Source organism: Tessaracoccus sp. MC1865, from assembly GCF_017815535.1.
Taxonomy (GTDB): domain Bacteria; phylum Actinomycetota; class Actinomycetes; order Propionibacteriales; family Propionibacteriaceae; genus Arachnia.
Genome location: NZ_CP072596.1, coordinates 2,326,109 through 2,351,274 on the forward strand (window position 1 = coordinate 2,326,109; position 25,166 = coordinate 2,351,274).

General features: G+C 68.5%; 22 protein-coding genes. 13 read left to right on the forward strand and 9 right to left on the reverse strand.

Translation table 11 applies throughout. The annotated features are described in order from the left end of the window. Positions 1-33: 33 nt before the first annotated feature. The 3 genes from J7D54_RS10855 to J7D54_RS10865 all read right to left on the reverse strand — a co-directional run bounded on the left by J7D54_RS10855 (position 34) and on the right by J7D54_RS10865 (position 3,916). On the reverse strand, positions 34-921 hold the full coding sequence (locus J7D54_RS10855) for a sugar ABC transporter permease (RefSeq protein ID WP_076060974.1): 888 nt from the start codon (positions 919-921) through the stop codon (positions 34-36). Further along, the gene (locus J7D54_RS10860; RefSeq protein ID WP_209455111.1) at positions 921-2,492 is read right to left on the reverse strand and encodes an ABC transporter permease subunit; all 1,572 of its coding nucleotides are present in this window, start codon (positions 2,490-2,492) and stop codon (positions 921-923) included. The genes J7D54_RS10855 and J7D54_RS10860 overlap by 1 nt, the downstream gene beginning before the upstream one ends. 116 nt (positions 2,493-2,608) lie before the next feature. Beyond that, on the reverse strand, positions 2,609-3,916 hold the full coding sequence (locus J7D54_RS10865) for a maltose ABC transporter substrate-binding protein (protein WP_182763898.1): 1,308 nt from the start codon (positions 3,914-3,916) through the stop codon (positions 2,609-2,611). 294 nt (positions 3,917-4,210) lie between these two features. Between J7D54_RS10865 and J7D54_RS10870 the strand changes: the two genes are divergently transcribed. Further along, on the forward strand, positions 4,211-5,212 hold the full coding sequence (locus J7D54_RS10870; protein ID WP_245243967.1) for a LacI family DNA-binding transcriptional regulator: 1,002 nt from the start codon (positions 4,211-4,213) through the stop codon (positions 5,210-5,212). Continuing rightward, positions 5,202-6,827 (forward strand): glycoside hydrolase family 13 protein, encoded by a 1,626-nt coding sequence (locus J7D54_RS10875; protein ID WP_182763899.1) that lies wholly within the window; start codon positions 5,202-5,204, stop codon positions 6,825-6,827. Before J7D54_RS10870 ends, J7D54_RS10875 begins: the two co-directional genes overlap by 11 nt. 10 nt (positions 6,828-6,837) lie before the next feature. Here the strand turns inward: J7D54_RS10875 and J7D54_RS10880 are convergent, their stop codons facing one another. Beyond that, positions 6,838-8,502: a phosphoenolpyruvate--protein phosphotransferase gene (locus J7D54_RS10880; protein ID WP_182763900.1), complete on the reverse strand. Its 1,665-nt coding sequence runs from the start codon at positions 8,500-8,502 to the stop codon at positions 6,838-6,840. Positions 8,503-8,615: 113 nt separating this feature from the next. Here J7D54_RS10880 and J7D54_RS10885 point away from each other — a divergent pair, with 113 nt between their 5' ends. After that, positions 8,616-8,870, forward strand: coding sequence for an HPr family phosphocarrier protein (locus J7D54_RS10885; protein ID WP_182763901.1), 255 nt, complete (start codon positions 8,616-8,618; stop codon positions 8,868-8,870). 4 nt (positions 8,871-8,874) lie between these two features. Here J7D54_RS10885 and J7D54_RS10890 read toward each other — a convergent pair whose 3' ends face one another. Together J7D54_RS10890 and J7D54_RS10895 are read right to left on the reverse strand one after the other, a co-directional pair. Then, on the reverse strand, positions 8,875-9,528 hold the full coding sequence (locus tag J7D54_RS10890) for a response regulator transcription factor (RefSeq protein WP_182763902.1): 654 nt from the start codon (positions 9,526-9,528) through the stop codon (positions 8,875-8,877). Position 9,529: 1 nt separating this feature from the next. Beyond that, positions 9,530-11,593, reverse strand: coding sequence for an ATP-binding protein (locus J7D54_RS10895; protein WP_209455112.1), 2,064 nt, complete (start codon positions 11,591-11,593; stop codon positions 9,530-9,532). 350 nt (positions 11,594-11,943) lie between these two features. Here J7D54_RS10895 and J7D54_RS10900 point away from each other — a divergent pair, with 350 nt between their 5' ends. Continuing rightward, on the forward strand, positions 11,944-12,828 hold the full coding sequence (locus J7D54_RS10900; protein ID WP_182763904.1) for a nitronate monooxygenase family protein: 885 nt from the start codon (positions 11,944-11,946) through the stop codon (positions 12,826-12,828). Here J7D54_RS10900 and J7D54_RS10905 read toward each other — a convergent pair. Further along, positions 12,825-14,306 (reverse strand): aspartate ammonia-lyase, encoded by a 1,482-nt coding sequence (locus J7D54_RS10905; RefSeq protein ID WP_245243969.1) that lies wholly within the window; start codon positions 14,304-14,306, stop codon positions 12,825-12,827. The genes J7D54_RS10900 and J7D54_RS10905 overlap by 4 nt on opposite strands. A 59-nt stretch (positions 14,307-14,365) precedes the next feature. On the opposite strand from J7D54_RS10905, the gene J7D54_RS10910 reads away from it, so the two are divergent. The 7 genes from J7D54_RS10910 to J7D54_RS10940 all read left to right on the forward strand — a co-directional run bounded on the left by J7D54_RS10910 (position 14,366) and on the right by J7D54_RS10940 (position 20,357). Then, positions 14,366-14,794, forward strand: coding sequence for an NUDIX domain-containing protein (locus J7D54_RS10910; protein WP_182763905.1), 429 nt, complete (start codon positions 14,366-14,368; stop codon positions 14,792-14,794). 88 nt (positions 14,795-14,882) lie between these two features. Next, entirely contained in the window at positions 14,883-15,362 is a 480-nt protein-coding gene (gene nrfH / locus J7D54_RS10915) for a cytochrome c nitrite reductase small subunit (protein ID WP_182763906.1), read from the forward strand. A gap of 5 nt (positions 15,363-15,367) precedes the next feature. Then, positions 15,368-16,828, forward strand: coding sequence for an ammonia-forming cytochrome c nitrite reductase subunit c552 (locus J7D54_RS10920; RefSeq protein ID WP_182763907.1), 1,461 nt, complete (start codon positions 15,368-15,370; stop codon positions 16,826-16,828). Then, on the forward strand, positions 16,815-17,411 hold the full coding sequence (locus tag J7D54_RS10925; RefSeq protein WP_182763908.1) for a hypothetical protein: 597 nt from the start codon (positions 16,815-16,817) through the stop codon (positions 17,409-17,411). Before J7D54_RS10920 ends, J7D54_RS10925 begins: the two co-directional genes overlap by 14 nt. A gap of 3 nt (positions 17,412-17,414) precedes the next feature. Continuing rightward, on the forward strand, positions 17,415-18,875 hold the full coding sequence (locus J7D54_RS10930; protein WP_182763909.1) for a cytochrome c biogenesis protein ResB: 1,461 nt from the start codon (positions 17,415-17,417) through the stop codon (positions 18,873-18,875). After that, positions 18,872-19,810 carry a c-type cytochrome biogenesis protein CcsB gene (gene ccsB, locus J7D54_RS10935; RefSeq protein ID WP_182763910.1) on the forward strand — a complete coding sequence of 313 codons (939 nt, stop codon included), beginning with the start codon at positions 18,872-18,874 and terminating at the stop codon, positions 19,808-19,810. Before J7D54_RS10930 ends, ccsB begins: the two co-directional genes overlap by 4 nt. After that, complete coding sequence (locus J7D54_RS10940; protein ID WP_182763911.1) at positions 19,803-20,357, forward strand: TlpA disulfide reductase family protein; 555 nt, start codon at positions 19,803-19,805, stop codon at positions 20,355-20,357. The genes ccsB and J7D54_RS10940 overlap by 8 nt, the downstream gene beginning before the upstream one ends. Here the strand turns inward: J7D54_RS10940 and J7D54_RS10945 are convergent. Next, complete coding sequence (locus J7D54_RS10945; RefSeq protein WP_182763912.1) at positions 20,337-21,677, reverse strand: dipeptidase; 1,341 nt, start codon at positions 21,675-21,677, stop codon at positions 20,337-20,339. The genes J7D54_RS10940 and J7D54_RS10945 overlap by 21 nt on opposite strands. A 48-nt stretch (positions 21,678-21,725) precedes the next feature. Here J7D54_RS10945 and J7D54_RS10950 point away from each other — a divergent pair, with 48 nt between their 5' ends. Together J7D54_RS10950 and J7D54_RS10955 are read left to right on the forward strand one after the other, a co-directional pair. Next, entirely contained in the window at positions 21,726-22,304 is a 579-nt protein-coding gene (locus J7D54_RS10950; RefSeq protein WP_182763913.1) for an ArsR family transcriptional regulator, read from the forward strand. Positions 22,305-22,313: 9 nt separating this feature from the next. After that, positions 22,314-22,790: a hypothetical protein gene (locus J7D54_RS10955; RefSeq protein WP_182763914.1), complete on the forward strand. Its 477-nt coding sequence runs from the start codon at positions 22,314-22,316 to the stop codon at positions 22,788-22,790. On the opposite strand, the gene purL is transcribed toward J7D54_RS10955, so the two are convergent. Next, positions 22,726-24,981: a phosphoribosylformylglycinamidine synthase subunit PurL gene (gene purL / locus J7D54_RS10960; protein ID WP_182763915.1), complete on the reverse strand. Its 2,256-nt coding sequence runs from the start codon at positions 24,979-24,981 to the stop codon at positions 22,726-22,728. The two genes, J7D54_RS10955 and purL, sit on opposite strands and share 65 nt — an antisense overlap. Between the last annotated feature and the right edge of the window lie 185 nt (positions 24,982-25,166).

Genomic DNA, 25,166 nt, shown 5'->3' on the forward strand with positions numbered 1-25,166 from the left:
TTCTGGGCGAGAGGCCGACGGGGACCTGTGGCGTCAGCCCTTCACGCCACCAGCCGTCAGGCCGGAGACGATGTACTTCTGGAGGTACATGAACAGCAGGATGATCGGGATGGCGGCGATGACCGCGCCCGCCGCGAACAACCCCCACGGGGCGTTTCGCTCATCGGAACCCCAGACGTACAGGCCCACCGCCAGCGTGTAGTTCTCCGGGCGGGCCAGGATGACCTTGGCCAGGATGAACTCACCGTAGGAGCCGACGAAGCTGAGCAGGCCCACCACCGCGAGGATGGGCGTCACCAGCCGCATGATGATGCCCCAGAACACCTGGGCATGCGTGGCTCCGTCGATCTTGGCGGCCTCGTCGATGTCCATCGGGATGGTGTTGAAGAAGCCGTACATCAGGAAGGTGTTGGCGCCCAGCGCGCCGCCCAGGTAGATGGCGATGAGCTGCAGGTGCGAGCCGATGCCGAGGATCGGGAAGATCTCGCCGAGGGTCAGCGCCAGCAGAAAGATGGCGATGAAGGCCAGCATCTGCGGGAACATCTGGATGATCAGCAGCGCCGTCAGCCCGCCACGGCGACCTCTGAACCGGAAGCGACTGAAGGCGTAGGCCGCGGCCGCGCCCATCAGCACGGTGCCGATGGCGGTCACCGAACTGACGAAGAACGAGTTGATCATCCACTTCGTGAAGTCCGTGGTGAACAGGCGCTCGTAGTGCACGCTGCTGAACGCTCGGAACAGCCGGTTGGAGCCCGTCAGGGTGCCGCCCGGGTTGAGCGAGGCCGACAGTACGTAGAGGATCGGGAACAGGCAGTAGGCGATCACCACCAGGGCGAGGATGTGCTTCCACCCCACTTGGCCCCACCAGCGGCCGCCGCGCAGGCGGGTGTCGTTGTCACCGTTGGCTAGCTTCCTGGCCATCACATGATCTCCTCAAGCTTGCGGGTCTGGCGGAAGCCCAGCCACGAGATGAAGCCGACCACCACGAAGATGAGGATCGACATCGCGCTGGCCAGGCCGAACATCCGGTTGCCGCCCTCGAACGCGATGGCGTAGACCATCGAGATGAGGATGTCGGTCTCACCGATCGGCCACGGTGCGCCCGCATAGTTGGGCCCACCGCCGGTCAACATGAAGATCAGCGAGAAGTTGTTGAAGTTGAACGCGAAGCTCGCGATCAGCAGCGGAGCGACCGACACCAGCAGCAGGGGCAGGGTGATCGACCAGAACCGCCGCAGCGGACCCGCGCCGTCCACCACCGCGGCCTCGGTGAGCTCACCGGGAATGGACTGCAGCGCTCCGGTGGCCACCAGGAACATGTACGGGAAGCCCAACCAGAGGTTCACGCCCAGGATGGCCAGCTTCGCCATGGTGCCGTCCGTCAACCACGGGATGGCCGCCCCTCCCAGCAGCACCTCGTTGATGAAGCCGAAGTCGCGGTTCAACATGCCGCGCCAGACCAGCGCCGCGAGGAAGCCGGGGAAGGCGTAGGGAAGGATGAACAGGGCCCGGTAGAGGGTGCGGCCCTTGATCCGGGGATCGTTGAAGACCACTGCCAGCATCAGGCCGAAGGCGAAGGTGGTGAGCACCGACAGCATGGCGAAGGCGAACGTCCAGCCCAGCGCTGCGAAGAACGGGCCGGCCAGGCGGCCGTCGGTGAACATCGTGGTGAAGTTGTCGAAGCCGACGGTGACCCGCCAGCCGGGCGTCAGCGTCGAGCCGTCCTCGGCGACGAACAGGCCTTGGCTCTCGTCAGCCGTGTAGACCTTGCCGTCGGGATCCGTGAACGTGTCGGCCGCCTCGTCATAGGTCAGCAACGACTTCGCTACATAGGCCATGGCGGCGTTGTCGGTGCGCAACCACCCGTCGTCGGGGTTGTCCGTCATCGACACGCGCAGGTCGAGCACGTCGCGTTGGCGTTGCTGGATCTCGGCGAGCGTGAGCACGTCGGCGCCCGGCACCTCGGTGACCCTGTCACCGTCCACCACCGCGTCGGCAATCTCCTCGAGCGGGGTATCGGTGTCGCCCACCTTGGCCACGCCGTCCTGCACGACGGCGAACGCCACCTCGCCTTCGCGCTCCAGCACGGTGACGGGATAGGTCTGGGTGCCCTCGACGCGGCGGTCGGCCGTCTTCATGATCTGCGTGATCGCGGGGGCCTTGGCGTCGTTGTGGCCATCGCCGTAGTTGGTGAAGGCCACGTAGGCCGTGTTGGCCATCACATAGATCTGGAACACGATCAGGAACAACAGGCCCGGCACGAGGTACTTCGCGGGGACTGCCCGCTTCGTGAAGTACACGTAGTCGACGACGATGAGGGCCAGTGCCAGGAAAATGAGGACTCCCCATTCCTGCTGGCCGTAACTGGCCAGGATGCCGTACAGGCCAAGGGCGTTGACCAGCATCATCAGGACGAGCTTCACATAGAAGCCCGGGCGCGAGATGTCGCGCGCGTGGGAGAGCCGCGGCGACGGGTCTGTCGAGCTGCTCACAGTTGATCCACCTTCGCTTCGTTGCGGGATTGATATTGACTCTAGGGGAACGGGTTGCCCCGGACGTGGAAAGGGGCCGCACCGGCGTACGGTGCGGCCCCCCCGATCAGGTGTTATCAGCCTTCGACGGCGCCGAAAGCTTCCTTGATGTTGGCGTTCATGGCGTTCCAGGCTTCGGCCGGAGCGGCCTGGCCGTTGATGATGCTGACCTCAGCACCGCCCCAGAACTGCCACACGGCGCCCATCTCCGGGATGGCCGGCATGGGCTGGCCGTCCTTGCCCGCCTCACCGAAGCCGGCGAGCAGTTCGTCGGAGACGGCGTCGGCGGACTCGGTCAGTGCCGGCAGACGACCGCCCTTCTCGAAGAGCACGTCCTGGGCTTCCTTGGTGGCCATGTAGTCGATGAACTGACCGGCGAGGATGGCGTTCTCAGACTGCGAGGAGAGGAACACGCCCTGCACGCCCACGAACGGAGCGGCGGGCTGGCCGCCGGCCGAGGGGACGGGGAGGACGGAGATGTCCATGTCAGCGGCTGCGAACTCCGTGGTCCACCAGGGGCCGGTGATCATGTACGGGGTCTTGCTGTCGAGGAAGGCCTGCTTGGCCTGGTCGCCGCCCATGGAGACGGAGACGACGCCCTCGTCCGCCAGCTTCTTCAGGTACTCGGCGAAGGCGAGGCCCTCGGGGCCTTCCATGCCGAGCTCAGCGGTGTAGTCACCGTTCTCGTCGGTCTTGAAGACCGGTGCGCCGAACGAGGTCTGGATCGGGTACAGGTGGTACGCGTCGCCGTCCGGGCCCTGCTGGATCACGACGGGGAACTCGGCGCCTTCGGCGGTCTTGCCCTGGGCGATCAGCTCGTCGAACGTGGCGGGGGTGTCCTGCACCATGGCGTTGTTGCGCACGAGCGCGATGTTCTCGACCGCGTAGGGGACGCCGTAGGTCTGGCCGGCGTTGGTGAACGCGCGGAGCGAGACGTCGGAGAAGGCGTCGGCCTTGTCACCGAGTTCGACGGGAGAGATGACGCCGTTCTTGACGAGGTCGCCGGTCCAGTCGTGTGCGCCGACGATGAGGTCGGGACCCTGGCCCGTGGGGGCCTGGGCGATGAAGTCGGTCTTGATGTCCTGCGACGGCTTCTGGACGACGTCCAGGGTGACGCCGGTCGAGGTCTGGAACGTCTCGCCGAGGGCCTTGAAGCCTTCGATGCGGGTCTCGTCGACCCAGACGGTCAGCGTGCCGGTTGCTTCGGCGGGAGTGGATTCGGTGCTCGCGTCCGCCGAGGCCGAAGCCTCGGTCGAGGGGCTGGCGCTGCCGGCGGTCTCTTCGGCAGTGGGCTCAGTGGTCGTCGTGGCGCCGTTGCCGCCGCCACAGGCGACGAGCGTCAGCGAAAGCCCGGCCGCGGCAACGGCGAGGAGGCTCTTGCGCATGTGGGTTCTCCTTGGTTTGGGTCGGGTCGCCTCGGTGCTGACCCGTTAATACGATAGTAACGGTTTTTGCAAAGCTTGCAACCCCCTTGCGTAACAAGTCGATAACGAACGGCGCGAAGACGGCCACGTTACCGACGTCCCAAACGCCGGACGCTGTCTTCGACGCTCGTGGCGGTAATTGCGCGCGCCGGACGAGTTCCTGCAAAGGGCTTGCAACGGGTTGCAAAGTGTTGCAGGATAGGCTGCAACTGATCAGTTGCAACGAGCACGTCTTTTCAATGGAGAGGAGGCAACGTGATCCCCCAGGGCGCAAAACTCGCGGACCTCGCGCGGGCCGCCGGAGTGTCGACCGCCACGGTGTCCCGGGTCCTGAACGGGAAACCAGGGGTGGCAGAGACCACCCGCCGGACGGTGCTCTCGTCCATCGAGGCGCTCGGCTACTTCGTCGACGACCAGCGCGCCGGTGCGGACGACGGGTTCATCGCGGTGATGGTCCCCGAGCTCGGCAACCCCGGGTTCGCTGCCTTCGCCGCCGAACTCTCCCTGCAACTATCGGCGGCCGGCCGCCACATGATCCTCTGCACCGCCGGCCCCGGAGCCACCACGGAGGTCGCCTACCTCGACGCCCTGCTGGGCGTGGAGATCTCCGGCATCATCTCGGTGTCCGGAACGCTCGCCGACAAGCTCGTCGGGCACGACCATTACCAGCGGCTCATCTCCGCGGGAGTGCCCGCGGTCTTCATCAACGCCCATGACCCGAACATCGACGGATCGTTCTTCTCCACCTCCGACGCGGAGGCCGTGGCCATGTCCCTGGCCCACCTGCGCCAGTTCGGGCACGAGAAGATCGGGCTGGCCGTCGGTCAACAGCGGTACCTTCCGGCCCAGCGCAAGATCGACGCGTTCCTCGCCCACGGTCTGTCGCGCGGCAGCATCGTGTCCACCATCTTCAGCGTCGAGGGCGGGCAGTCCGCCGCCGCGCGCCTCCTGGAGGCCGGCCACACCGCCATCATCTGCGGCTCGGACCTCATGGCGCTGGGCGCCATCCGCGAGGCGCACGCCCGGGGCCTTGACGTCCCCGGCCACGTTTCGGTGGTCGGCTACGATGACTCGCCCGTGATGGCTTTCACGTCTCCCGGGCTCACCACGGTGCGCCAGCCGGTGGCCGCTCTCTGCCAGGCCGCCGTCGGCGCATTGATGAGCGCGATCCGGGGTCTCCCCACAGATTCAACCGAGATGTTCTTCCATCCCGATCTCATCATCCGACAATCAACAGGACCTCACCATGGCAACTGAGTGGTGGCGCGACGCCGTCATTTACCAGATCTATCCCCGCTCGTTCGCAGACTCCACCGGCGACGGTTACGGAGACCTACCCGGCATCATCGACCGGTTGCCGTACCTGCGCCAACTGGGCGTCGACGCCGTGTGGTTGTCGCCGTTCTACACCTCGCCCATGTCGGATGCCGGCTACGACGTGGCCGACTACTTCAGCGTCGATCCGCTCTTCGGCGATATCACGGACGCCGAACGGCTGATCGAGCGTTCACACGAGCTCGACATCCGGGTGCTCGTCGACCTCGTCCCGAACCACACCTCGGATGAACACAAGTGGTTCCGCCAGGCGCGTTCCAGCGAGCCCGGCTCGCTGGAACGCGGCCGCTACCACTTCGTCGACGGGCTCGGCGAGAACGGCGAACTTCCCCCGAACAACTGGAAGTCCGTCTTCGGCGGCCCCGCCTGGACCCGGGTGGACGACGCGGCAGGCAATGGCGAACGCACCCAGTGGTACCTCCACCTCTTCGACGTGAAGCAGCCGGACCTCAACTGGAGCAACGAGGAGGTCCGCAAGGGCTTCGACGAGATCCTGCGGTTCTGGCTGGACAAGGGCGCCGACGGTTTCCGCGTCGACGTCGCCCATGCCCTCGTCAAGGCGCACGGCCTGCCGGACTGGGACGAGGATCAGGCCATGCTCGACGGCCTCAGCGGCCCCATGTGGGACCAGGACGGCGTGCACGACATCTACCGGCGCTGGCGCCGGATCCTCGACGAGTACGACGGCGACCGCAGCCTGGTCGCCGAGGCCTGGGTCTCAGACCCGGACAGGCTCGCGCTGTACCTGCGCCCCGACGAGATGCATACGGCCTTCAACTTCCAGTTCCTTGACAGCCGCTGGGATGCCGAGGAGTACCGCACCAAGATCCCGCGGACCCGCGCGGCCGACGCGGAGGTGGGTGCACCCACCACCTGGGTGCTGAACAACCACGACGTGGTGCGCAGCGTCAGCCGGTTCGGCCTGGCGGACCCCGGCTCCAGTCATGAGGGCCTCGGCTCTGAGGACGAACAGCCCGACAACGAGGTGGGCCTCCGGCGAGCCCGGGCCGCCGCGCTGCTGATGTTGGGCCTGCCGGGCTCCGCCTACCTCTACCAGGGCGAGGAGCTCGGCCTGCCCGAGCACACCACGCTCCCCGACGAACTGCGTCAGGACCCCACGTGGTTCCGCTCGGAGTTCACCCGGGTGGGCCGCGACGGCTGCCGCATCCCCATGGCCTGGGAAGCGGACAGGGCGGCGCTGGGCTTCTCGCCCAACGGCGCGCGCTGGCTGCCCCAGCCGCCGGAGTACCGCAGCCTCGCGGTCGACCAGCAGGTGGGGGTGGAGGGGTCGACCTGGGAGCTCTACCACTCCGCCCTGGCACTGCGGAAGGAGCTGGGCCTCGGTTCCGGTTCGCTCGACTGGGTGCACGCGGGCGAGCACATCGTCGCCTTCGACAACGGGCGCGTCAGGGTCATGACCAACGTACTGGGCGAGGCGGTGCCGCTGCCCGAGGGATATCGCGTGCTGCTCTCCAGCACTCCCCTCGACGACGGCGTGCTGCCGACGGACGCGTCCGCCTGGTTCACCGCCGAGTGACGTCAACCCGTCAGACCAGTTGAAGCTCCCCGACCGCCGCTGACCTCGCGTCAGTGGCGGTCGGTGCTGTGAGTGCCGCTTGGGCTGCGCGGCGGCACTTCTCGACGGAGACCTTCGCCAACTGCACACCCACTCCTGGCACGGCTGCCGCCGCCATCGACAGGCTGGTGATGCCCATCCCCACCAGCACACAGGCCAGGGCGGGATCCGCCGCCGCCTCGCCACACACCCCCACCGGCTTCCCCACCCGCTGGCCGGCATCGGCGGTCATCTTCACCAACCGCAGGACACCCGGCTGCCAGGGGTTGGTCAGATGGGCCAACTCCGGTGCGAGGCGGTCCGCCGCCATCACGTACTGGGCGAGGTCGTTGGTGCCGATCGACACGAAATCCACTTCGCGCAGGATCTCCTCAGCCAGCAGCGCGACGGCGGGCACTTCGACCATGATCCCGGCGACGAGGTCCCGCTGCCGGCATTCGCGGGCGAATCCGCGCGCCTCGTCGACGGTGGCGATCATCGGTGCCATCACCCAGGGCCTCGGCTCGCGGCCCCGGGCGGCGAGTGCGATGGCGTCCAGCTGCCGTCGGACCAGGCCCGGTTGCGACATCGCGAGCCGGTGCCCGCGGATGCCGAGGGCGGGGTTCGGCTCGTGGGGCAACGAGGCGAAGGGCACGGGTTTGTCCGTGCCGGCGTCGAGGGTGCGCACGACGACCTTGCGCCCCGGGAACGCGTCGAGCACCTGGGCGTACGTGTCTGCCTGCTGCTCAACCGGTGGCTCGGTGACGGAGTTGAGGAACCCCAGTTCCGTCCGGTAGAGGCCGACTCCGCTCACCGGGCCGGTCGCCGCGGCGCGGGCGGCGGCCCCGTCAGCGACGTTGGCCAGCAACTGGACGGCGGTGCCGTCGGCAGTGGCCGCCGGGCCCGTCCACCCGTCGATGACGGCGCGCCGGCGCAGGTCGGCCGCGACGAGCGCGTCGGCGTCGAGCTCCGAGAGCCTCCTGGAGAGGGTGCCGGCGGCACCGTCGAGCAGCACCACGTCACCGTCGGCGATGGACTCCAAGTCCGTCACGCCCACGACACAGGGCAGGCCCCGCTGCCTGGCGATGATGGCGGTGTGGCTCGTGGGCCCGCCGAGACGGGTGGCGATGGCGATGATGAGATCGAGGTCGAGATCTGCGGTGTCGGCCGGTGACAGGTCGTCGGCGAGCAGGATGGAGGGCCGCTCCGGCATCGGCACACCGGGCTCCGGCTGGCCGGACAGCCTCGACACCACCCGGTCGCGGATGTCGCCGAGATCAGAGACCCGCTCCGCCATCACCCCGCCCAGGCGCCGGAACGTCGCGGCGATGGATTCGATGGCGTTGATGGCCGCGGTGGAGGCCGGCACCCCGGCGGCGATGGCCTTCAGCGCGGGCCGCACCCAGCCGCGGTCGCTGGCCAACTGAGCGGTGGCCGTGAGCACCTTCGCCGCGGCTCCATCGGCCCGACGAGCCCGCTCCTCGTATCCGGCAGAGACGCTCTGCACAGCCTGCATGAGTTCCTCGGCGGCCGCCTCGCGGTGGTCCGCGGCAAGCGCGTAGAGCGGCGCGGGAGGCGTCAGGTTCGGCCGCTTCCACACCACGGGCGCCTTCACCACTCCGGCAACGACTCCAGTGCCGCGCACGACGTCGGTCATGGTCCTCCCACCTCCAGGGTCGACGTTGTCAATGTACTTCGCCTTCGGCGACATGGCTATGCTGGGGCCGGAGTCCGCGCAAAGTCGCGCCTGGGCCGTGAAAGGAGCCGCTCGTGCCGAGCAAGACTGTGACCGTGGGGTCGACGGTGGGCCTGCATGCCCGCCCCGCAGCCCTCATCGCCGCCGCCGCCGGGGAGTTCGACGACGACATCACCCTCTCCACGGGGGGCGAATCGGTCGATGCCGCATCCTCATTGCTGATCATGACGTTGGGCGCCGAGAAGGGCCACCAGGTGACGGTCACCTCAGACAACGTCGCTGCGGTCGAGCAGATCGCGACGATGATCGAGCAGGACCTGGACGCGTAGCGCCTCACACATCGAACCAACCGTCGCCGGCCGTCTCCAGCGCCGCCTGCGTGGTGTTGACCACCTCACGACCGACGGCGGCGTATTTCTCGTAGGCCCGCGCCAGGTAGGTCTTCACCGAACTGAGGGAGATCGGCGGGTCGAACTGCCGGCCGATGGCCTTCACCGGCACGCCCTCCCCCGCCAGCCGGAGGCACTGCAGTTCCTGCGGCGAGAGGCTGGGGACGCTCTCGGCCTCCTGGAGGAGCGTGGCGGCCATGACGCTGCTCTGCGACCACCCTCCGTCGGCGACATCGCGGATCGCCTGCACCAGCACCTGGGCGGGGTCCGACTTCAGCACCAGCCCCCGGGCACCCGCCTGCATGGCCAGCATGACCGGCACCCTGCGGTGCTCCGCGGTGAAGGCGATGCTCCACACCTTGCGCGCGGTGAGTGCCCCGATGGTTTCGTGCCCGGAGATGCGGCCGTCGAGGAAGAGATCCACGACGGCGACATCAGGGCTGATGCTGTCCAGGTCGGCGAGCATGGCCGATGGCTCCGTGTAGGAGCCCACCATCTCGAGGTCGCCCCCTGCGAGCTGAGGCAGGTCGCCCAGCGAACGCAGGATGAACTCGTGGTCATCGAGGGCGACAACCCGGATGGGTACAGCCTGCGTCACGTCAACTCTCCTTGCCGGTTCTGAACTGGGTGAAATCCGGGTCAGCAATGCTGACCCAGCGTCGCAGTGGGGAATGCTCTGCCATGGCGACGGCGGGGGTCGCGGTCACGGTCGCGGTTCCGTCCTCGGCGGAAACGAGCAACTGGGCGTGTTCCTCGCCCGGTCGCCCCAGGTGCCCGAGCAACTCGGCGAGATCGTCCGACGTCGACCCGACGTCGCCGGTCAGCAGGCGGGCGTCCCAGCCGGCGCCGCGGAGCCGGTCGAGTTCGGAGGCGAGGCGGAGCGGACCGGGCCACAGGCGCAGTTCGTCGCGCATCCGGGCTCCGAGGCGGGCCGCCTGCGCCCGCGTCTCCGGCGCGAAGGGGTCGCGGCTGCCGTCGGCGACCTCGCCGAGGAAGGCCCCGGTGAGTCTCTCGGCTCGCGCGAGCCAGGCGTGCCACACCCCGTCGCGCACCTGCGCAGCGTGGGCCCGGAGTTCCGCGGCGGCGGCGAGACGCCGGGTGACGTGGAGGTGTCGCGACACCGTCTGCGCTCCGAACACCAACACCAGCGTCACGATCGTGTAGAGCAGCACCGCCAGGAGGCCACCGAAGTGCGATCCGATCGTGGCCTGCCAACCGAGGGTGAGCCAACTGGTGGTGACCGCGCCGACCACCACGACGCCCGCCAGCGGCACCGCCACTCTGACGGGCTGGCCGGGCAGGCCGATGATCAGCAGCGCCGACACCAGCGACGGTGCCCACAGGTCCCAGTCGATACTGGGCGCGCCCTGGACAGCGGCGTAATTGACGATGAACGTGATCATCCCGACGCCGCACAGCACCGCCGACTGCCACGGCGCCAGGCCGCCGCCGCGCACCGCGACGGCGCCCACCGCGATCAGTGCGGCGACGATGAGCGTGATCGCCATCGGAAAGGCCGCCCCTGGCCACTCCAGGGTCAGGATGTGCAGGGCGCTTGCCGCGACCAGCGGAATGGGGCACCAGGAGATCAGGCGGCGGGCGCGCTCACCCAGGCCGCCCGGCTCGGGGGGCGATGCCGGCCACTGCATCTCCACCGTGGTGCCGCCGGCGGCGGACTGCACGTGCGCTTCGCCCCCGATGGCCGCCATGCGCTGCACGACAGAGCCTTCGAGCCCCAGGGACTGCCCGCGCGGTGCCGTCACGTCGAAGCCCGGCCCCTCGTCGCTCACGGTTACACGCACCGTGCCGCCGCGCTGGACCAAGTGCACCTCCGGGATGCCGGAGGTATGCTCCAAGGCGTTGCGTACGGCCTCCCTCGCGGCGCCCACGAGCGCCTGTGCCACGGAGAGCGGGACGAGGAGGGTCTCCGGTTCGCACGTGATGACCTGGCGGCGGGGCTTCAGCGAGCGGTGGAGCATTGCACATACGTCGACGGGCTTGTCGTCGGTGAGCGGCTCCGGCATCTGGGCGAGCCGTTGACGAGCCTCCTCGCAGGACGCTCGCACCTCGTCGGCGTTTGCCGCACTCCAGCTGGCGCCCATCCGCTGCAGGGCGTGCAACAGCGAGTCGTGCATCTCGCGCCGCAGCCCGGCGAGGGCCTCAGCGCGGGCGGCCGACTCCCCAGCATCCTGCTCCTGTTCGGCGCGCAACTGCCGGCTGGCGAGGTATTCCTCGGTGATGGCGATCGTGATCAGGCGGGCCACCACCAGGACGCCCAGTCCGCTGAGCGTGTAGGCGAGGCTGCGGATCTGCGGCACCCACTCGAGCTGCTGGGTGGTCACGACGACGGCCAGGCCGATCACGAAGGACCCGGAGAGCACCAGGAGTTGGGGCTTGCGGCCGCGCAACAGGATGCCGTAGGTGAGCAACGTGCCGAACCACGCGTCGGTCCGCCAGTGACCCGGCACGGCGGGCCCCTCGAGCAGTTGACCCACAACGATGATGCCGGTGGCGACAACGGTCAGGCCGACGATCAGCCAGCCCAGCCTGCGGATCCAGAGGCAGTCGATGGCGACGAGGACATGGGCGACGAAGAGGACGCCGAGGCCGGTGAGGAGGTACGTGGGGTCGTCCTGGGAGATGCCTCCGACGAGCTTGGGCATCCCGAGGATCGCGATGACCGCGACGGCGACTTCGACCGGCCTCTCACGTGACGCCCCGCCCCCGCGCGGCCAAGGCCGCAGTACCTCCTGCGGCCGACCCTGCCGGCGGTGAACGTCCGGCGGCTCTGTCGTCTCCAGCGCCACGGGTTCACAATAACGTCAAAAGGAGGATGATGCCCCTGGTCTCCCCCAAATGGCCAGGGACATCACCCTTCACGAGAAGGACCCCCCATATGCGCCCGACTCTTCTCATACTTCACCACTGTCCGCGACGTCCGTACAGTCGTCCGTACGGACGACACGGGAGACGGCTAGGGTGGGGCACCCCGGCAACGTCGCTAGGAGGCCCCATGCCGCTCCCCGAACCCCTCGCCAGCAGACTCCGCCTGCCCGTGGTGGCCGCTCCGCTGTTCCTGGTCTCCGGCCCGGAACTGGTCATCGCGGCCTGCCGCGCGGGCGTGCTCGGCGCCTTCCCGGCCCTCAACCAGCGCACCACGGAGGGGCTCATCAGCTGGCTCGAACAGATCGACGGCGCTCTCAGCGCCTCGGACGCGCCATACGCCGTGAACCTCATCGTCCATGCCACCAACACCCGGCTGGCCGCTGACCTCGAGGCTGTCGTCGCCCGCAAGGTGCCGGTCGTCATCACTTCGCTGGGCGCCGTGCCCGACGTCGTGGAGGCGGTGCACTCCTACGGCGGGCTCGTGCTGCACGACGTGACCACACTCCGGCACGCACAGAAGGCGGCCGACGCCCGGGTGGATGGCCTGATCCTCGTCTCGGCCGGGGCCGGCGGCCACGCGGGCACCACCAATCCGTTCGCGCTCATGGCATCCGTGCGGCCGTGGTTCGACGGCATCGTCGCCCTGGCCGGGGGCATCACCAGCGGGGCCGACGTGCTCGCCGCGCAGGCGCTCGGGGCGGACCTCGCTTACATGGGCACCCGTTTCGTCGCCACGGCGGAGTCGCGCGCCTCAGACGACTACCGCAGGCAGATCGTCGAAGCTGGAGCCGCAGACATCGTGTACACGCCCGAGGTCAGCTCCATTCCGGCGAACTTCCTCGCCGCGAGCCTGGCTGCGGCCGGCGACCAGACCCGTGACGAGTACACGGCGTGGCGCGACATCTGGTCCGCCGGCCACGGGGTGGCAGGCATCCACGACATCCCGACGGTCGACGAACTGGTCCGCCGCCTGGCGGTCGAGTACGACGAGGCCCGGGCGCGGGTGGGTTAGGACTGGTCGCGGCGGTCCGCCGCGTCGAGCTTCTCCTCCATCTGCGCGATGAGCTCCGGCGTCATCGCCGGCAGGCGGCCCGTGTCGAAGAGCCCGCCGGAGAGGTCCGCCGGGTCCAAGGCGTCGTCGATCTCCTCCGCGGTGAGGTTGCCCTCCTCCAGCACCAGTTCCCGGATCGAACGGCCGCTCGCGAGGGCCTCCTTGGCGATCTTGCTGGCATGCAGGTAGCCCAGCTTCGGCATCAACGCAGTGACCACGCCGACGGAGGTCGACACCTGCTTGTCCAGGCTCTCGCGGTTGACGGTGATGCCGTCGACGCAGTTGATCCGCAGCGTGCGCACCGCCCGGCGCAGCCAGGTGCAGTTCTGCAACAGAACGTGCGCCATGACGGGCTCGAACGCGTTGAGCTGGAGCTGCCCGGCCTCGGCCGCGAAGGACACGGTGATGTCGGCGCCCGCGATCACGAACGCCACCTGGTTGACCGCCTCCGGGATCACCGGGTTCACCTTGCCGGGCATGATCGAGCTGCCGGCCTGCACGGGGGGGAGGTTGATCTCCCCGAAGCCCGCCTGCGGCCCAGAGCTGAGCAGGCGGAGATCGCTGCAGATCTTGCTGAGCTTCATCGCGGCGCGCTTCATCACCGAGGACGCGGAGATGAACACGCCGGTGTCACTGGTGGCCTCGATCAGGTCCGGGCCGTTGTGGAGTTCGGGATGTCCCGTAATCACGCGCAGGTGCCCGATGACCGCTTTGGCGTAGCCGTCGGGTGCGGTGATGCCAGTGCCGATGGCCGTGGCGCCCAGGTTCATCTCCTCCAGCAGCGGCAGGACGTCCTGGATGCGGTCGACGTCCTCGCCCAGGGTGGTTGAGAACCCCCGGAACTCCTGACCCACCGTCATGGGCACCGCGTCCTGCAGCTGGGTGCGCCCCACCTTCAGCACGTCCTTGAACTCGCGGCCCTTGGAGGCGAAAGAGTTGCGCAGCAGCCTCATCTCCTGGCTGAGCCGCTCCATGGCGTAGACGAGGCTGAGCTTCACCGCCGTCGGGTAGGTGTCGTTGGTTGACTGCGAGCGGTTCACGTGGTCGTTGGGCGAGATGTAGTCGTAGTCGCCGAACGGCCTCCCAGCCAGTTCCAGCGCGCGGTTGGCGATCACCTCGTTGAAGTTCATGTTGGTCGAGGTGCCGGCCCCGCCCTGGATGACGCCGACGACGAACTGGTCGTGGAGTTCGCCGTCGACGATGTCCTGGGCCGCCCTGTCGATGAGGTCGGCGCGCTCCGCGTCGAGCACCCCGATGTCGCGGTTGGCTCGCGCCGCGGCCTGCTTCACCTGGGCGTAGGCAACGATCAGGTCCGGGTACACCATGATCTGGCGGCGGCTGATGTAGAAGTTCTCCACTGCCCGCAGCGTGTTGATGCCCCAGTAGACGTCATCCGGGATCTCACGCTCCCCCAATGAATCACGCTCGATGCGGACCACGATTCCTCCTCGCTGAAGAACAACACCGTCACGCTACCCGACATGGTTGAGTTACCACCATGGATCTGATCGCCTGGGTGATTCTGAGGGACGACGTGGGCCGCGTGCTGCTGGCACGGCGCAGCGGCACCGTGCTGGCCGACGGGCTGTGGAACCTGCCCGGCGGTCACATCGAGGACGGTGAGCCCGCCGTCGTCGCCGCGGCACGCGAGGCTGGCGAGGAGATCGGGGCCACCGTCGACGCCGGGGACCTGTCCCACGTCGGCCTGCAACGCTTCGACGTGCCCTACGGCACCACCCGGGCGCAGGGCTTCAACTTCTTCTTCGAGTCAAACGTGTGGCACGGCGAGCTGGCACCCGGCGAGGCGACGTCCGAGGTGGGATGGTTCGCCGTCGACGACCTGCCGAAGGACTCGCTTCCGTGGCTTCCCGCGGCCCTCCACACGCATCTGGTCGAGGGCCGCTTCTACGTCGAGGATGTCGGCTGACAGGTATTTTTGCCCGCCGGACCCTTGCACTACATAACGTAGTAGAGTCCCCGTAACTCCACCCACCGTCGTCGAGGAGGCGAGCAGCGTGGCCCGGCCCGGCATCAGCACCTGGTTGACCGCCCCCAACATCCTGCGCGCCCTCATCATCTTCGTCATCGGATCCCTGTTCGGAGTGGGCCTCTTCACCTTCGGCTACGCGAAGGGCGCCTCCTACCTGAGCAACAACCCCGAGACCTGCATCAACTGCCACGCGATGGAGAGTCAGTGGGACGGGTGGAAAGCCAGTAGCCACAGCGCTGTGGCGGGCTGCAACGACTGCCACGCCCCCCACGACAACCAGGTGCACAAGTGGCTGGTCAAGGGCGAGAACGGCTTCTGGCACGCGCTGAAGTTCACCACTGGGTGGTATCCGGAGAACATCGAGATCCGTGAGTCGAACCTGAAGGTCACGAACAACGCGTGCCTGTACTGCCACGCCGATTACGTGGACGAGATCCACCTCACCAGGGCCGAGGGACAGCAGGTCACCTGCACCCAGTGCCATTCCGACGTCGGACACAAGTAGGGATCATGAGCACCAGTGCACACCAACCTCGCCAGAAGAGACTGTGGGCGGACTCCGGCAAGTGGATCGTCGCCATCGCCGTGGTGGCGGTGGCCACGTTCGGGCTGACCGCACTGCTGATCACCATCATGGAGCGCCAGACCGAAGCCCAGGCGCCGTTCACCAAGGTGGTGGAACTGGAGGAGACCACCGTCGATCCTGCGGTCTGGGGCCAGAACTTCCCGGTGCAGTACCAGGATTACCTGAAGACGGCGGAGATGGGCCCGACGAAGTGGGGCGGCAGCCACCCCGTCGCCCAGGACGTCGACGGCGACCCGCGCACGGAGATCTCCTCGAGCCGCCTCGAAGAGGACCCCCGTCTGGTCACCATGTGGGCCGGCTACGCGTTCGCGACCGACTACCGCCACGCGCGGGGCCACGCCTACATGCTCGAGGACCAGCGCCACACGCTGCGCGTCCAGGACTTCGACCAGCCGGGGACCTGCCTCAACTGCCACGCATCCACCGTCGCGCTCATGGACGAGCTGGGCGACGGCGACCGAAACGCCGGCTTCGCGAAGATGAACTCCATGTCCTACGCCGAGGCGAGCGACATGGTGGACCACCCGGTCGCCTGCCTCGACTGCCACGACCCCGACACCATGCAGCTGCGCATCACCCGCCCCGCCTTCGAGGAGGGCATCAAGGCACTCAAGGCCTCCGAGGGCATCGAGGACTACGACGTCAACAGGGACGCCACGGCACAGGAGATGCGCAGCTACACCTGCGCCCAGTGCCACGTCGAGTACTACTTCGAGAAGGACACCAAGGAGCTCGTCTTCCCCTGGACCAAGGGCATTGACATCGACGACATCTGGGAGTACTACGAGGAGGACGGCCACGTCGACTGGGTGCACAAGGAGACCGACGCCGAAATGCTGAAGGCCCAGCACCCCGAGTTCGACATCTGGTCCAACGGCATCCACGCCGCGTCCGGCGTCAGCTGCGCTGACTGCCACATGCCCTACGTGCGCAACGGTGCGCAAAAGGTGTCGGACCACCACCTGCAGAGCCCCCTGTTCGACGCCAACGCCTCCTGCGGCACCTGCCACAACGAGAGCGGCGAGGAGATGACGACGCGGGTGGAGAACATCCAGGACCGCTACCTCCATTCCCGCAACCAAGCCTTCGACGCGCTCGTCGACCTCATCGACGGGATCAAGCGGGCGCAGAGCGACGGCGTGGACGCCGCGCGGATAGCCGAGGCCCAGGAACTGCAGAAGAAGGCCAGCTTCTACCTCGACTACGTCTACTCGGAGAACTCCAACGGGTTCCACGCCCCCGCCTACATCCACCGCATCCTGGGCGACTCGCTCGACGCGTCCCGCAAGGGCCAGATCGTCCTGACCGGCGTGCCGGTGGCCGACTTGGGTCCGAGCGACGTCACCAGGCAGTACGAGGAGCTGATCGCCGGTGAAGACAACTGACATCCTCGAGTTCCTCGACACCGCCCCGGACGAGATCCGCCCGTGGGCGGAGGAACAACAAAGGGTCCTGCGGGCCGGCGGGGAACCGGCCGCTGCAGCGAAGGGGGTGCCGCGCTCCCGCTTTCGACGCCTGATCGACACGTGGGCCAAGCCGCTACTGATGGCGGCGACCGTCTTCGCCATCATCTTCGGCGTCTGGTTCCTCGGTCGGCCCCCCGCAGAGCCCGCAACCGCCCCGCAACAGACGCAGCTGGGCGAGGCGGCCTCGCGTTCGGTCGATGTGCAGCGGGTGGCGGAGTTGACTGCCCAGGTGCGGGCCACCCCGTCGGACATCGACGCCCGGCTCGAGCTGGGCGTCCTCCTGCTGGAATCCGGCGACCCGGTGGGCGCCGAGGAACAGTGGCTGGCGGCCGCCGACCTCGACGCCGAGCGGGTCGAGGCGCTCTACAACCTCGGCTTCCTCTACATGTCGAAGGAGCCGGCCGACGAACAGAAGGCCCGCGACGCCTGGGAGCGGGTGCTCGAGATCGAACCAGATTTCCCGCAGGCCGACGTCATCCGAAACCACCTGCCGCAGGGATAGCCCATGAGCCAGCTCGACGACCGACCCCTGAGCGCCCCCGAGGACCCGCTCGTGCTCGGTGATGAGCCCGAGGACGCGCCGAGGGGGCGCCGCGAAGGGCCGTTCCGCTCCGTCTACCGGTTCCTGCACAACAAGGTCGTCGGCCTCGCCATCATCCTGGCCATGGCCTTCCTCACCCTCCTCGGCACCCTGGTCGCGCAGGCGCCAGGCAGCGTGCTGGATGACCCTGCCTCGGCGCAGCAGTGGCTCGACTCCGTCCGCCCACGCTTCGGGGGCTGGACCGATGTCCTCCACTTCCTCGGCTTCTTCAACATGTACCGGTCGGTGCCCTTCCTCGCCGTCGTGGCCCTGCTGGCCCTGTCGATCATCGCCTGCACCACCCACCGGGTCCCCATGCTGTGGAAGCGCGCCACGCGTCCCCACCTGCACGTGACCGAGGGCTTCTTCAGCCACGCCCGCTACCGCGCCGGGCGCACCATCCCCGTCGCGCCGGAGCGGGTGGAGGCGGTGGCCCGCAGGGCACTACGGGGCCGGCGCTTCCGGGTGCTCGACGACGACCGCGGCCCCGGCCTGAACCTCTACGCCGACCGGTTCCGCTGGGGGCCCTTCGGCACCGCGATCGCCCATGCGAGCTTCGTCATCATCCTGATGGGTTTCGTCGTGAGCGCGTTCTGGGGACTCGACACCCACCTCAACGTCCCCGTCGGGACGAAGGTCGCCGTCGGCAACGGCACCGGCTACGAGGTGGAGGCCGTCTCCTTCCATGACGCCTACAGCGAGGACGGCCGCCCCGTCGACTACGTCTCGCACCTCGTGGTGCACGAGGACGGCGTCCCGGTCGCAGAGCAGCGCGAGGTGCGGGTCAACGAGCCGCTGCGCTTCGACGGCGTCAAGTACCACCAGGCCAGCTTCGGCATCGCGACGATGGTCCTCGTGGCCGAAGGCGACACCACCCTGTTCATCGGCGGCGTGCCGCTGCAGTGGACCAGCCGCGACGGCAGCAAGGCGCTCGGCCGCTTCGAGATCCCCGACAAGGGCCTCGAAGTCATCGTCGTCACCCCCGCGTCGGGCCGCTCGGGGTCGACGATCCCCGCCGGCGAGGCCGTCTTCGAGGTCTACCCCGAGGGCGCCGACGAGCCGCTGGCCGTCCTGCCCGCCGCGCAAGGTGCGCCGGTGGAGGCTGGTGGGCTCACATTCACGTTCGAGCGCGAGATCCAGTTCACCGGTATCACGGTGCGCTCCGACCCGGGCACCGCGTGGGTCTGGGCAGGATCGGCGCTGATGGTGTTCGGCATGTTCCTGACCTTCATGCTGCGGCACCGGCGCATCTGGGTGCGCATCACCCCCGACGGCGACGGCAGCCGCGTGCGCGTCGCGTCGTCGGAGAAGGTCGACGTCCTGTTCGAGCGCGAATTCACGCGCGTCGTCTCTGAGATCACCACCGGAAGGGCACCGAAGCCATGATGGAACTCGCTGAGTACTGCCTGACGGGCGCGGTCATCGTGGCCGGGTTGGCGCTCCTGCTGAACATCGGCGCCGTCACCTCGAAGAAACGTGCCCTCGAGCGGGCCGAGGCTGCCACGGCGCGGGAACTCGTGGGTAGCGCCGGGCCCACCGTCGGTGGCCTGCCAGCGCCCGATTACGCGGACTACGGGGTCACGCCGCAGGCCGACACCGCCCGCACGGGCAGCCACGGCCTGGCGTGGTACGGCACCGCGTTCACGGTCATGTCGCTGCTGCTGCTGACGGCCTACATCGGCATCCGCATGTCGGTGACGGGCCACGGCCCGTTCTCCAACCAGCACGAGTTCGCCGTGGCCTTCGCCTGGGGCATCCTGCTGGCCTATCTGGTGTTCGAGTGGCTGTACCGGCTCCGCGCCCTGTCGCTGGCGGTGCTGCCGGTGTCGCTCGGGATGATGGTCTACGCGATGAACCTCGACGCGACCGTCAATCCGCTGGTGCCGGCACTGCAGAACTCGGTGATGCTGACGCTGCACGTCGGGTTCGCGGTGATTTCCTACGGCACCGCCTGCGTGTCGTTCGCCGCCGCCGTCCTCTGGCTGGTGCGCCCGAAGGTCAAGGCGCGCTGGCTGCCCGGCCAGGACACCCTGGACGACATCGGCTACCGCGCCGCGGCGCTCACGTTCCCGCTCATCACGATCATGATCGTGCTGGGCGCGATCTGGGCCGACACCGCCTGGGGTCGTTACTGGGGCTGGGACCCGAAGGAGACCGCAGCGTTCGTGACGTGGCTGATCTACGGCGGCTACCTGCACGCCCGTGTGGTGCGGAACTGGCGCGGGAAGAAGGCCGCGTGGTTGCTGGTCATCGGCTTCGCCATGGTGCTGTTCGCCTACTTCGGCAACCACTTCTTCGGGGGGCTGCACTCGTATGGGTAACAACCGCATCGTCTCCGTCGTGGTGCTCGTGCTCACCACCGCTCTGATCCTGGGCGGGGTCTGGCTGCTTCGCGGCGGCACCCCCGAGGGTGCCGTGAGCGAGGTGACAGTCGCCGAAGGTGGCGGCCGCGCCCCGAGGGTCGGCGAGAGCGCCGCCGACTTCGCCGCCCTCACCATCGACGAAGCTGCCGTGCGGCTCTCCGATTACGAGGGCAGGCCGGTGTGGCTGATGTTCAACGCGACGTGGTGCGCCTCCTGCCGGGCGGAGAACCCCGACGTCCAGGCAGCCCATCTGGCCCACGACGACGTCGAGGTGCTGGCCGTGTACCTGGGCGAGACCACGCGCGACGTCGCGCCCTACGCCGAGAAACTCGGGCTGTCGTACACGCACCTCGTGGACCCCACCACGCAGGTCTCGGCCCAGTACCAGGTGCGCGGCGTGCCCATGCACTTCTTCATCGACGCGGACGGCAGCGTGCGGTCTGTCCGCGCCGGCACCCTGAACCGCGCCCAGATGGACGAGGAACTAGCCAAGATCGCCGGTTGAGAGCTTCTGCAGGAGGAGGGTTTCCGCCAGCGCAGCTTTGGCGAAGTCGCCCAGGTCCAGGGACTCGTCGATGCCGTGCATCCGCGAGGTGGGATCCACCACGGCGGTGACCAGCACCAGCGCGCCCTCGTTGCGGCTGGCGAACTCACCGACGATCGGGATGGAGCCGCCGATGCCCATCTCCACGGGCTCGACGCCGAACGCCTCGCGGATGGCGGCAACGGCGGAGCGGGCTCGCTCGTCGTCGAGCGAGGTGCGGCTGCCCGCTCCCCCGCGCTCCGACTGGATGTCGATCTGGGCCCCCCAGGGGGTGTGCCTGATCAGGTGCTCGCGCAGCGCCCGGTCCGCGGCGACGGGGTCGTCGCCCGGGGCGAGGCGGACGCTCACCTTGGCGCGGGCCGACGCGATGAGGGTGTTCGACGCGTCCTTGACGGACGTGGCGTCGATGGCCAGCACGGAGCAGGCCGGCTTCGTCCACATGCGCGCCGAGGCCTTGCCCTCGCCGATCCACTGCACGCCGTCGAGGATGCCCGCCTCCGCGCGGAGCTGGGCGTCGTCCTCGTAGTCGATGGTGGGCTCGGGATCGACGGCCAGCCCCTCGATCGCGACGTTGCCCTTGTCGTCGTGCAGGGTGGCCAGCACACGGCACAGGGTGGTCAGCGCGTCTGGCGCCAGGCCGCCCCATTGGCCGGAGTGCACGCCGGATTCGAGCGTGGAGACGGTGACCACCGCGTCGATGAGGCCGCGCAGCGTGGTGGTGAGCGCGGGCCGGCCCACCGTCCAGTTCATGGAGTCCGCGATGATGAAGACGTCGGCGGCCAGTTGCGCGCCGAAGGTGTCCAGGAGTTGCTGCATCGACGGGGAGCCGATCTCCTCCTCGCCCTCGATGAAGACCTTCACGCCCACCGGAGGCTTGCCCTCGAAGGCGCGCAGCGCGGCCAGATGGAGCGCGACGCCCGCCTTGTCGTCCGCGGAGCCGCGCGCGTACAGGCGGCCGTTGCGCTCGGACGCGCTGAACGCGGGCGTGGTCCACGCCTCGGGATCCCCGATGGGCTGGACGTCGTAATGGGCGTACAGCAGCACCGTGGGCTGCCCCTCGGGCGCCGGGAAATGACCGTAAACGGCCGGCTTGCCGCCGGCCTCGAGGAACTCCACCTGGGGGCACCCCGCCTCGCGCAGCAGTTCGGCCACCGCCTCCGCGGCTGTCAGCACGTCGTCATCGTGCTGGGGCACCGACGAGATTGAAGGGATGGCGATGAGACGCTCGAGGTCGGTGAGGACGGACGGCAGTACGACGTTGACGCGGTCATGCAGGCTCATGGACCTAGACTACTACTTTCGCGTGAACCGAAGATGTATTCTGCCTATATGAAACAACGGCCTCCGACGATCGCGCCGCTCCTGCGCACGGACCTCCAAGGGGAACTGCTGGCCGCGCTGTTCCTGCACCCGGACGAGGAGTACACCCTCACGGACCTCTCGCGCCTCCTCGACGCGGGACTCAGCACGGTCCACACGGAGGTGGAGCGGCTGGCCGAGGCCGGCATCATCCGCGAGCGCCGCATCGGACGGGCCCGGATGGTCCGGGCGGATCCCTCCCATCCGCTCACGCCGTCGCTCACCGAAATGCTGACGCTCACCTACGGACCCCCCGCGGTGCTGCCGTCCCTGTTGTCGCGGCTGAAGGGCGTGGAGGAGGCCTACCTCTACGGGTCCTGGGCCGCGCGCCGGCTGGGCGACCCCGGGCCGTACCCCGAGGACGTCGATGTGCTCTTGATCGGCGCCGTGTCCCGCCGCTCGGCGAGCCGAGTGCAGGCCGAGGCGACTGGGCTCCTGCGCCGCGACGTCAACCTGACGGTGCTCCCCGCGGAGGAATGGCGCCAGCCCACCACGGGCTTCGCCAAGACCGTCCGCTCCGGCCCACTCGTGCCACTGACGCTGTCCTAAGCTGGCAGCATGTCGCGCTCGGCCCTGGCAGACCTCATCAAGGAGCGCCGCGTCGAGTCCGTCGCGCGGGACCCCCAACAGGTGGCCACCCTGCGCGAGCAGGCGCGAGCTCACCTGGCCAGTTCCCGGATGATCGGGCACACGGACGTGGCCGGCGCCTTCTCGCTGGCCTATGACGCCATCCGCAAGGAACTCACGGCGCTGCTGCTCGAACACGGGCTCCGCGCGAAATCCGCCGGCTCGCACGCGGCCACCGGTCAGGCCGCGGGCATCCTCCTCGAGGGGTTCGACACCTTCGGTTTCGAGTGGTTGCGCCTAGTGCGCAACGCAACCGAGTACGGATCGACGAAGCGCCCCGGCGCCACCATGGAGGACGTGGAAGAGGCGTGGGAGTTCGCGCGCGAACTCGGCGAGCTGAGACTTAGGCCATCGCAGCGGGAATCGGCGAGAGCCAGACGCTCCTCGCCTCCTCCGCCGACACCGTGAACTGACCGACGAACTCGAACTCGTCGCCCTCCGTGACCTCTCCCAGACGCTGCACCGGCACACCATGCTCGGCGCAGAGGGCCTCGAAGTCGGCGACGTCGCCGCCGGCCAGCGACACGATCACGCGCGCCGCGGACTCCGCGAACAACTCGACGGTGGGGTCGCCCTCGGGCAGCGTCACCGCGAAACCGGTGCCACCCTTGAACGCCGACTCAGCGAGCGCCACCCCCAGGCCACCCTCGCTCAGGTCATGCGCCGACGACAGCAGGCTGCGCCTGGCGGCCTCTCCCATGACCCTGGCCAGAGCCATCTCGGCGTCCAGCTTGACCACCGGTGGGAGCCCGCCGAGGTGGCCGTCGTGCACGGCCGCCTCCCAGATGGAACCGGAGAGTTCCTCGCCGGTCTCGCCCAGCAGCAGGATGGAGTCACCGGGATGCGTGAACGAGGCGCGGATGCGGGTGGCCACGTCGTCGATCACACCGAGCACGCCGACGGTGGGCGTGGGGAGGATGGGCTCCTCCGCCGTCTGGTTGTACAGCGACACGTTGCCGCCGGTGACCGGGATGCCCAGCTCGCGACAGGCGTCGACCAGACCCAGGATGGCCTCCGCGAAGGTCCACATGACCTCCGGATCCTCCGGGGAGCCGAAGTTCAGGCAGTCCGTGATGGCCACCGGCTCCGCGCCGGTGACCGCCACGTTGCGGTAGGCCTCGGCCAGCGAATGCTGGGCGCCCAGGTACGGGTTGAGGTAGGTGAAACGCGAGTTGGCGTCCAGCGCGAGCGCGATGCCCAGACCGGTTTCCTCGTCGATGCGCAGCATTCCCGAGTTCTCCGGCTGCGCCAGGACGGTGTTGCCGCGCACGTAGCGGTCGTACTGCTGCGTGACCCACGTCTTGTCGGCCACGTTGCCGTGCGCCAGCACCCGGAGCAGTGCGGCGCGCAGGCCCTCGGCGGTGTTGTCGCGCGGGAGGTCCTCGGCGCGGTCCGCCTGCACGTCGTCCAGCCACTCGGGGCGGTGGTACGGACGCTCGTAGACCGGGCCCTCGTGCGCGACGGTCTTGGGATCGACGTCGACGATGGTCTCGCCGTTCCATTCGATCACCAGGCGGTCGCCCTCGATGACCTCGCCCACGACGGTGGCCTGGACGTCCCACTTGCGGCAGATCTCCATGAACCGCTCGACGTTGCGGGGCTCGACCACGGCCATCATGCGCTCCTGCGACTCGCTCATGAGGATCTCCTCAGGAGCGAGATTGGGGTCACGCAGCGGCACCAGGTTGAGGTTGACGAACATGCCGCCGTCGCCGGCCGAGGCCAGTTCCGAGGTGGCGCAGGAGATGCCTGCGGCGCCGAAGTCCTGGATGCCGTTGATGATGCCCGCCTGGAACAGCTCCAGCGTGCACTCGATCAGCAGCTTCTCCATGAACGGGTCGCCCACCTGGACGCTGGGGCGCTTCGCCGGGCCGTCCTCGTCGAACGTCTCCGAGGCGAGGATGGACGCGCCGCCGATGCCGTCGCCGCCCGTGGCCGCACCGAACAGGATCACCTGGTTGCCGACACCGGAGGCGTGCGCCAGATGGAGGTCCTCGTGGCGCAGGACGCCTACGCAGAGGGCGTTGACCAGGGGGTTGCCGAGGTAGGAGGTGTCGAACTGGACCTCGCCGCCGATGTTGGGCAGGCCGAGGCAGTTGCCGTAGCCGCCGACGCCCGAGACGACGCCGGGCAGCACCCGGCGGGTGTCGTCGGCGTCGAGGGGGCCGAAGCGCAGCGAATCCATCACGCCGATGGGACGCGCGCCCATGGCCAGGATGTCGCGGACGATGCCGCCGACGCCGGTGGCGGCGCCCTGGTACGGCTCGACGAAGGACGGGTGGTTGTGGGACTCCGCCTTGAACGTGACGGCGTAGCCCTGACCGATGTCGACGACCCCGGCATTCTCCCCGATGCCCGCCAGGAGCGGTCCCCGCGGGGTCTCCTGGGACAGGGTGCCGAACTTTTTCAGGTGCACCTTCGACGACTTGTACGAGCAGTGCTCGGACCACATGACCGAATACATCGCCAGTTCCGCCGACGTGGGGCGGCGTCCGAGGATGTCGCGGATCATCTGGTATTCGTCGTCCTTGACGCCGAGCGCAGCGTACGGCTGCTCGACGTCGGGGCTCTGGAAGGCATGCTCAACGGTGTCTACCACGGGGACAATCTACCGCGCCGCGCTCGGAACCGTCGCGCGTGCTCAGCGGCGACGCCCCTAACCCCCAGGGGTGGAATACCCGCCTGCGCCGATCGGCAAGGGGAGAGACTGACCCCCTCGTCCTGCATGATGACCCATTCCCTTCTCCACGACGAAGTAGTCGTGGAGCCTTACCAGGAGGAGAA

What these genes read in the sequence shown, in the direction of transcription:
- J7D54_RS10920 (WP_182763907.1), top strand. Translation starts at nt 15,368, where the DNA reads ATGAGCACCAGTGCACACCAACCTCGCCAGAAGAGACTGTGGGCGGAC.
- J7D54_RS10855 (WP_076060974.1), bottom strand. Translation starts at nt 921, where the DNA reads ATGGCCAGGAAGCTAGCCAACGGTGACAACGACACCCGCCTGCGCGGC.
- J7D54_RS10930 (WP_182763909.1), top strand. Translation starts at nt 17,415, where the DNA reads ATGAGCCAGCTCGACGACCGACCCCTGAGCGCCCCCGAGGACCCGCTC.
- J7D54_RS10945 (WP_182763912.1), bottom strand. Translation starts at nt 21,677, where the DNA reads ATGAGCCTGCATGACCGCGTCAACGTCGTACTGCCGTCCGTCCTCACC.
- J7D54_RS10950 (WP_182763913.1), top strand. Translation starts at nt 21,726, where the DNA reads ATGAAACAACGGCCTCCGACGATCGCGCCGCTCCTGCGCACGGACCTC.
- J7D54_RS10900 (WP_182763904.1), top strand. Translation starts at nt 11,944, where the DNA reads ATGCCGCTCCCCGAACCCCTCGCCAGCAGACTCCGCCTGCCCGTGGTG.
- J7D54_RS10865 (WP_182763898.1), bottom strand. Translation starts at nt 3,916, where the DNA reads ATGCGCAAGAGCCTCCTCGCCGTTGCCGCGGCCGGGCTTTCGCTGACG.
- J7D54_RS10910 (WP_182763905.1), top strand. Translation starts at nt 14,366, where the DNA reads ATGGATCTGATCGCCTGGGTGATTCTGAGGGACGACGTGGGCCGCGTG.
- J7D54_RS10875 (WP_182763899.1), top strand. Translation starts at nt 5,202, where the DNA reads ATGGCAACTGAGTGGTGGCGCGACGCCGTCATTTACCAGATCTATCCC.
- J7D54_RS10940 (WP_182763911.1), top strand. Translation starts at nt 19,803, where the DNA reads ATGGGTAACAACCGCATCGTCTCCGTCGTGGTGCTCGTGCTCACCACC.
- J7D54_RS10880 (WP_182763900.1), bottom strand. Translation starts at nt 8,502, where the DNA reads ATGACCGACGTCGTGCGCGGCACTGGAGTCGTTGCCGGAGTGGTGAAG.
- ccsB (WP_182763910.1), top strand. Translation starts at nt 18,872, where the DNA reads ATGATGGAACTCGCTGAGTACTGCCTGACGGGCGCGGTCATCGTGGCC.
- J7D54_RS10955 (WP_182763914.1), top strand. Translation starts at nt 22,314, where the DNA reads ATGTCGCGCTCGGCCCTGGCAGACCTCATCAAGGAGCGCCGCGTCGAG.
- J7D54_RS10895 (WP_209455112.1), bottom strand. Translation starts at nt 11,593, where the DNA reads ATGCCCAAGCTCGTCGGAGGCATCTCCCAGGACGACCCCACGTACCTC.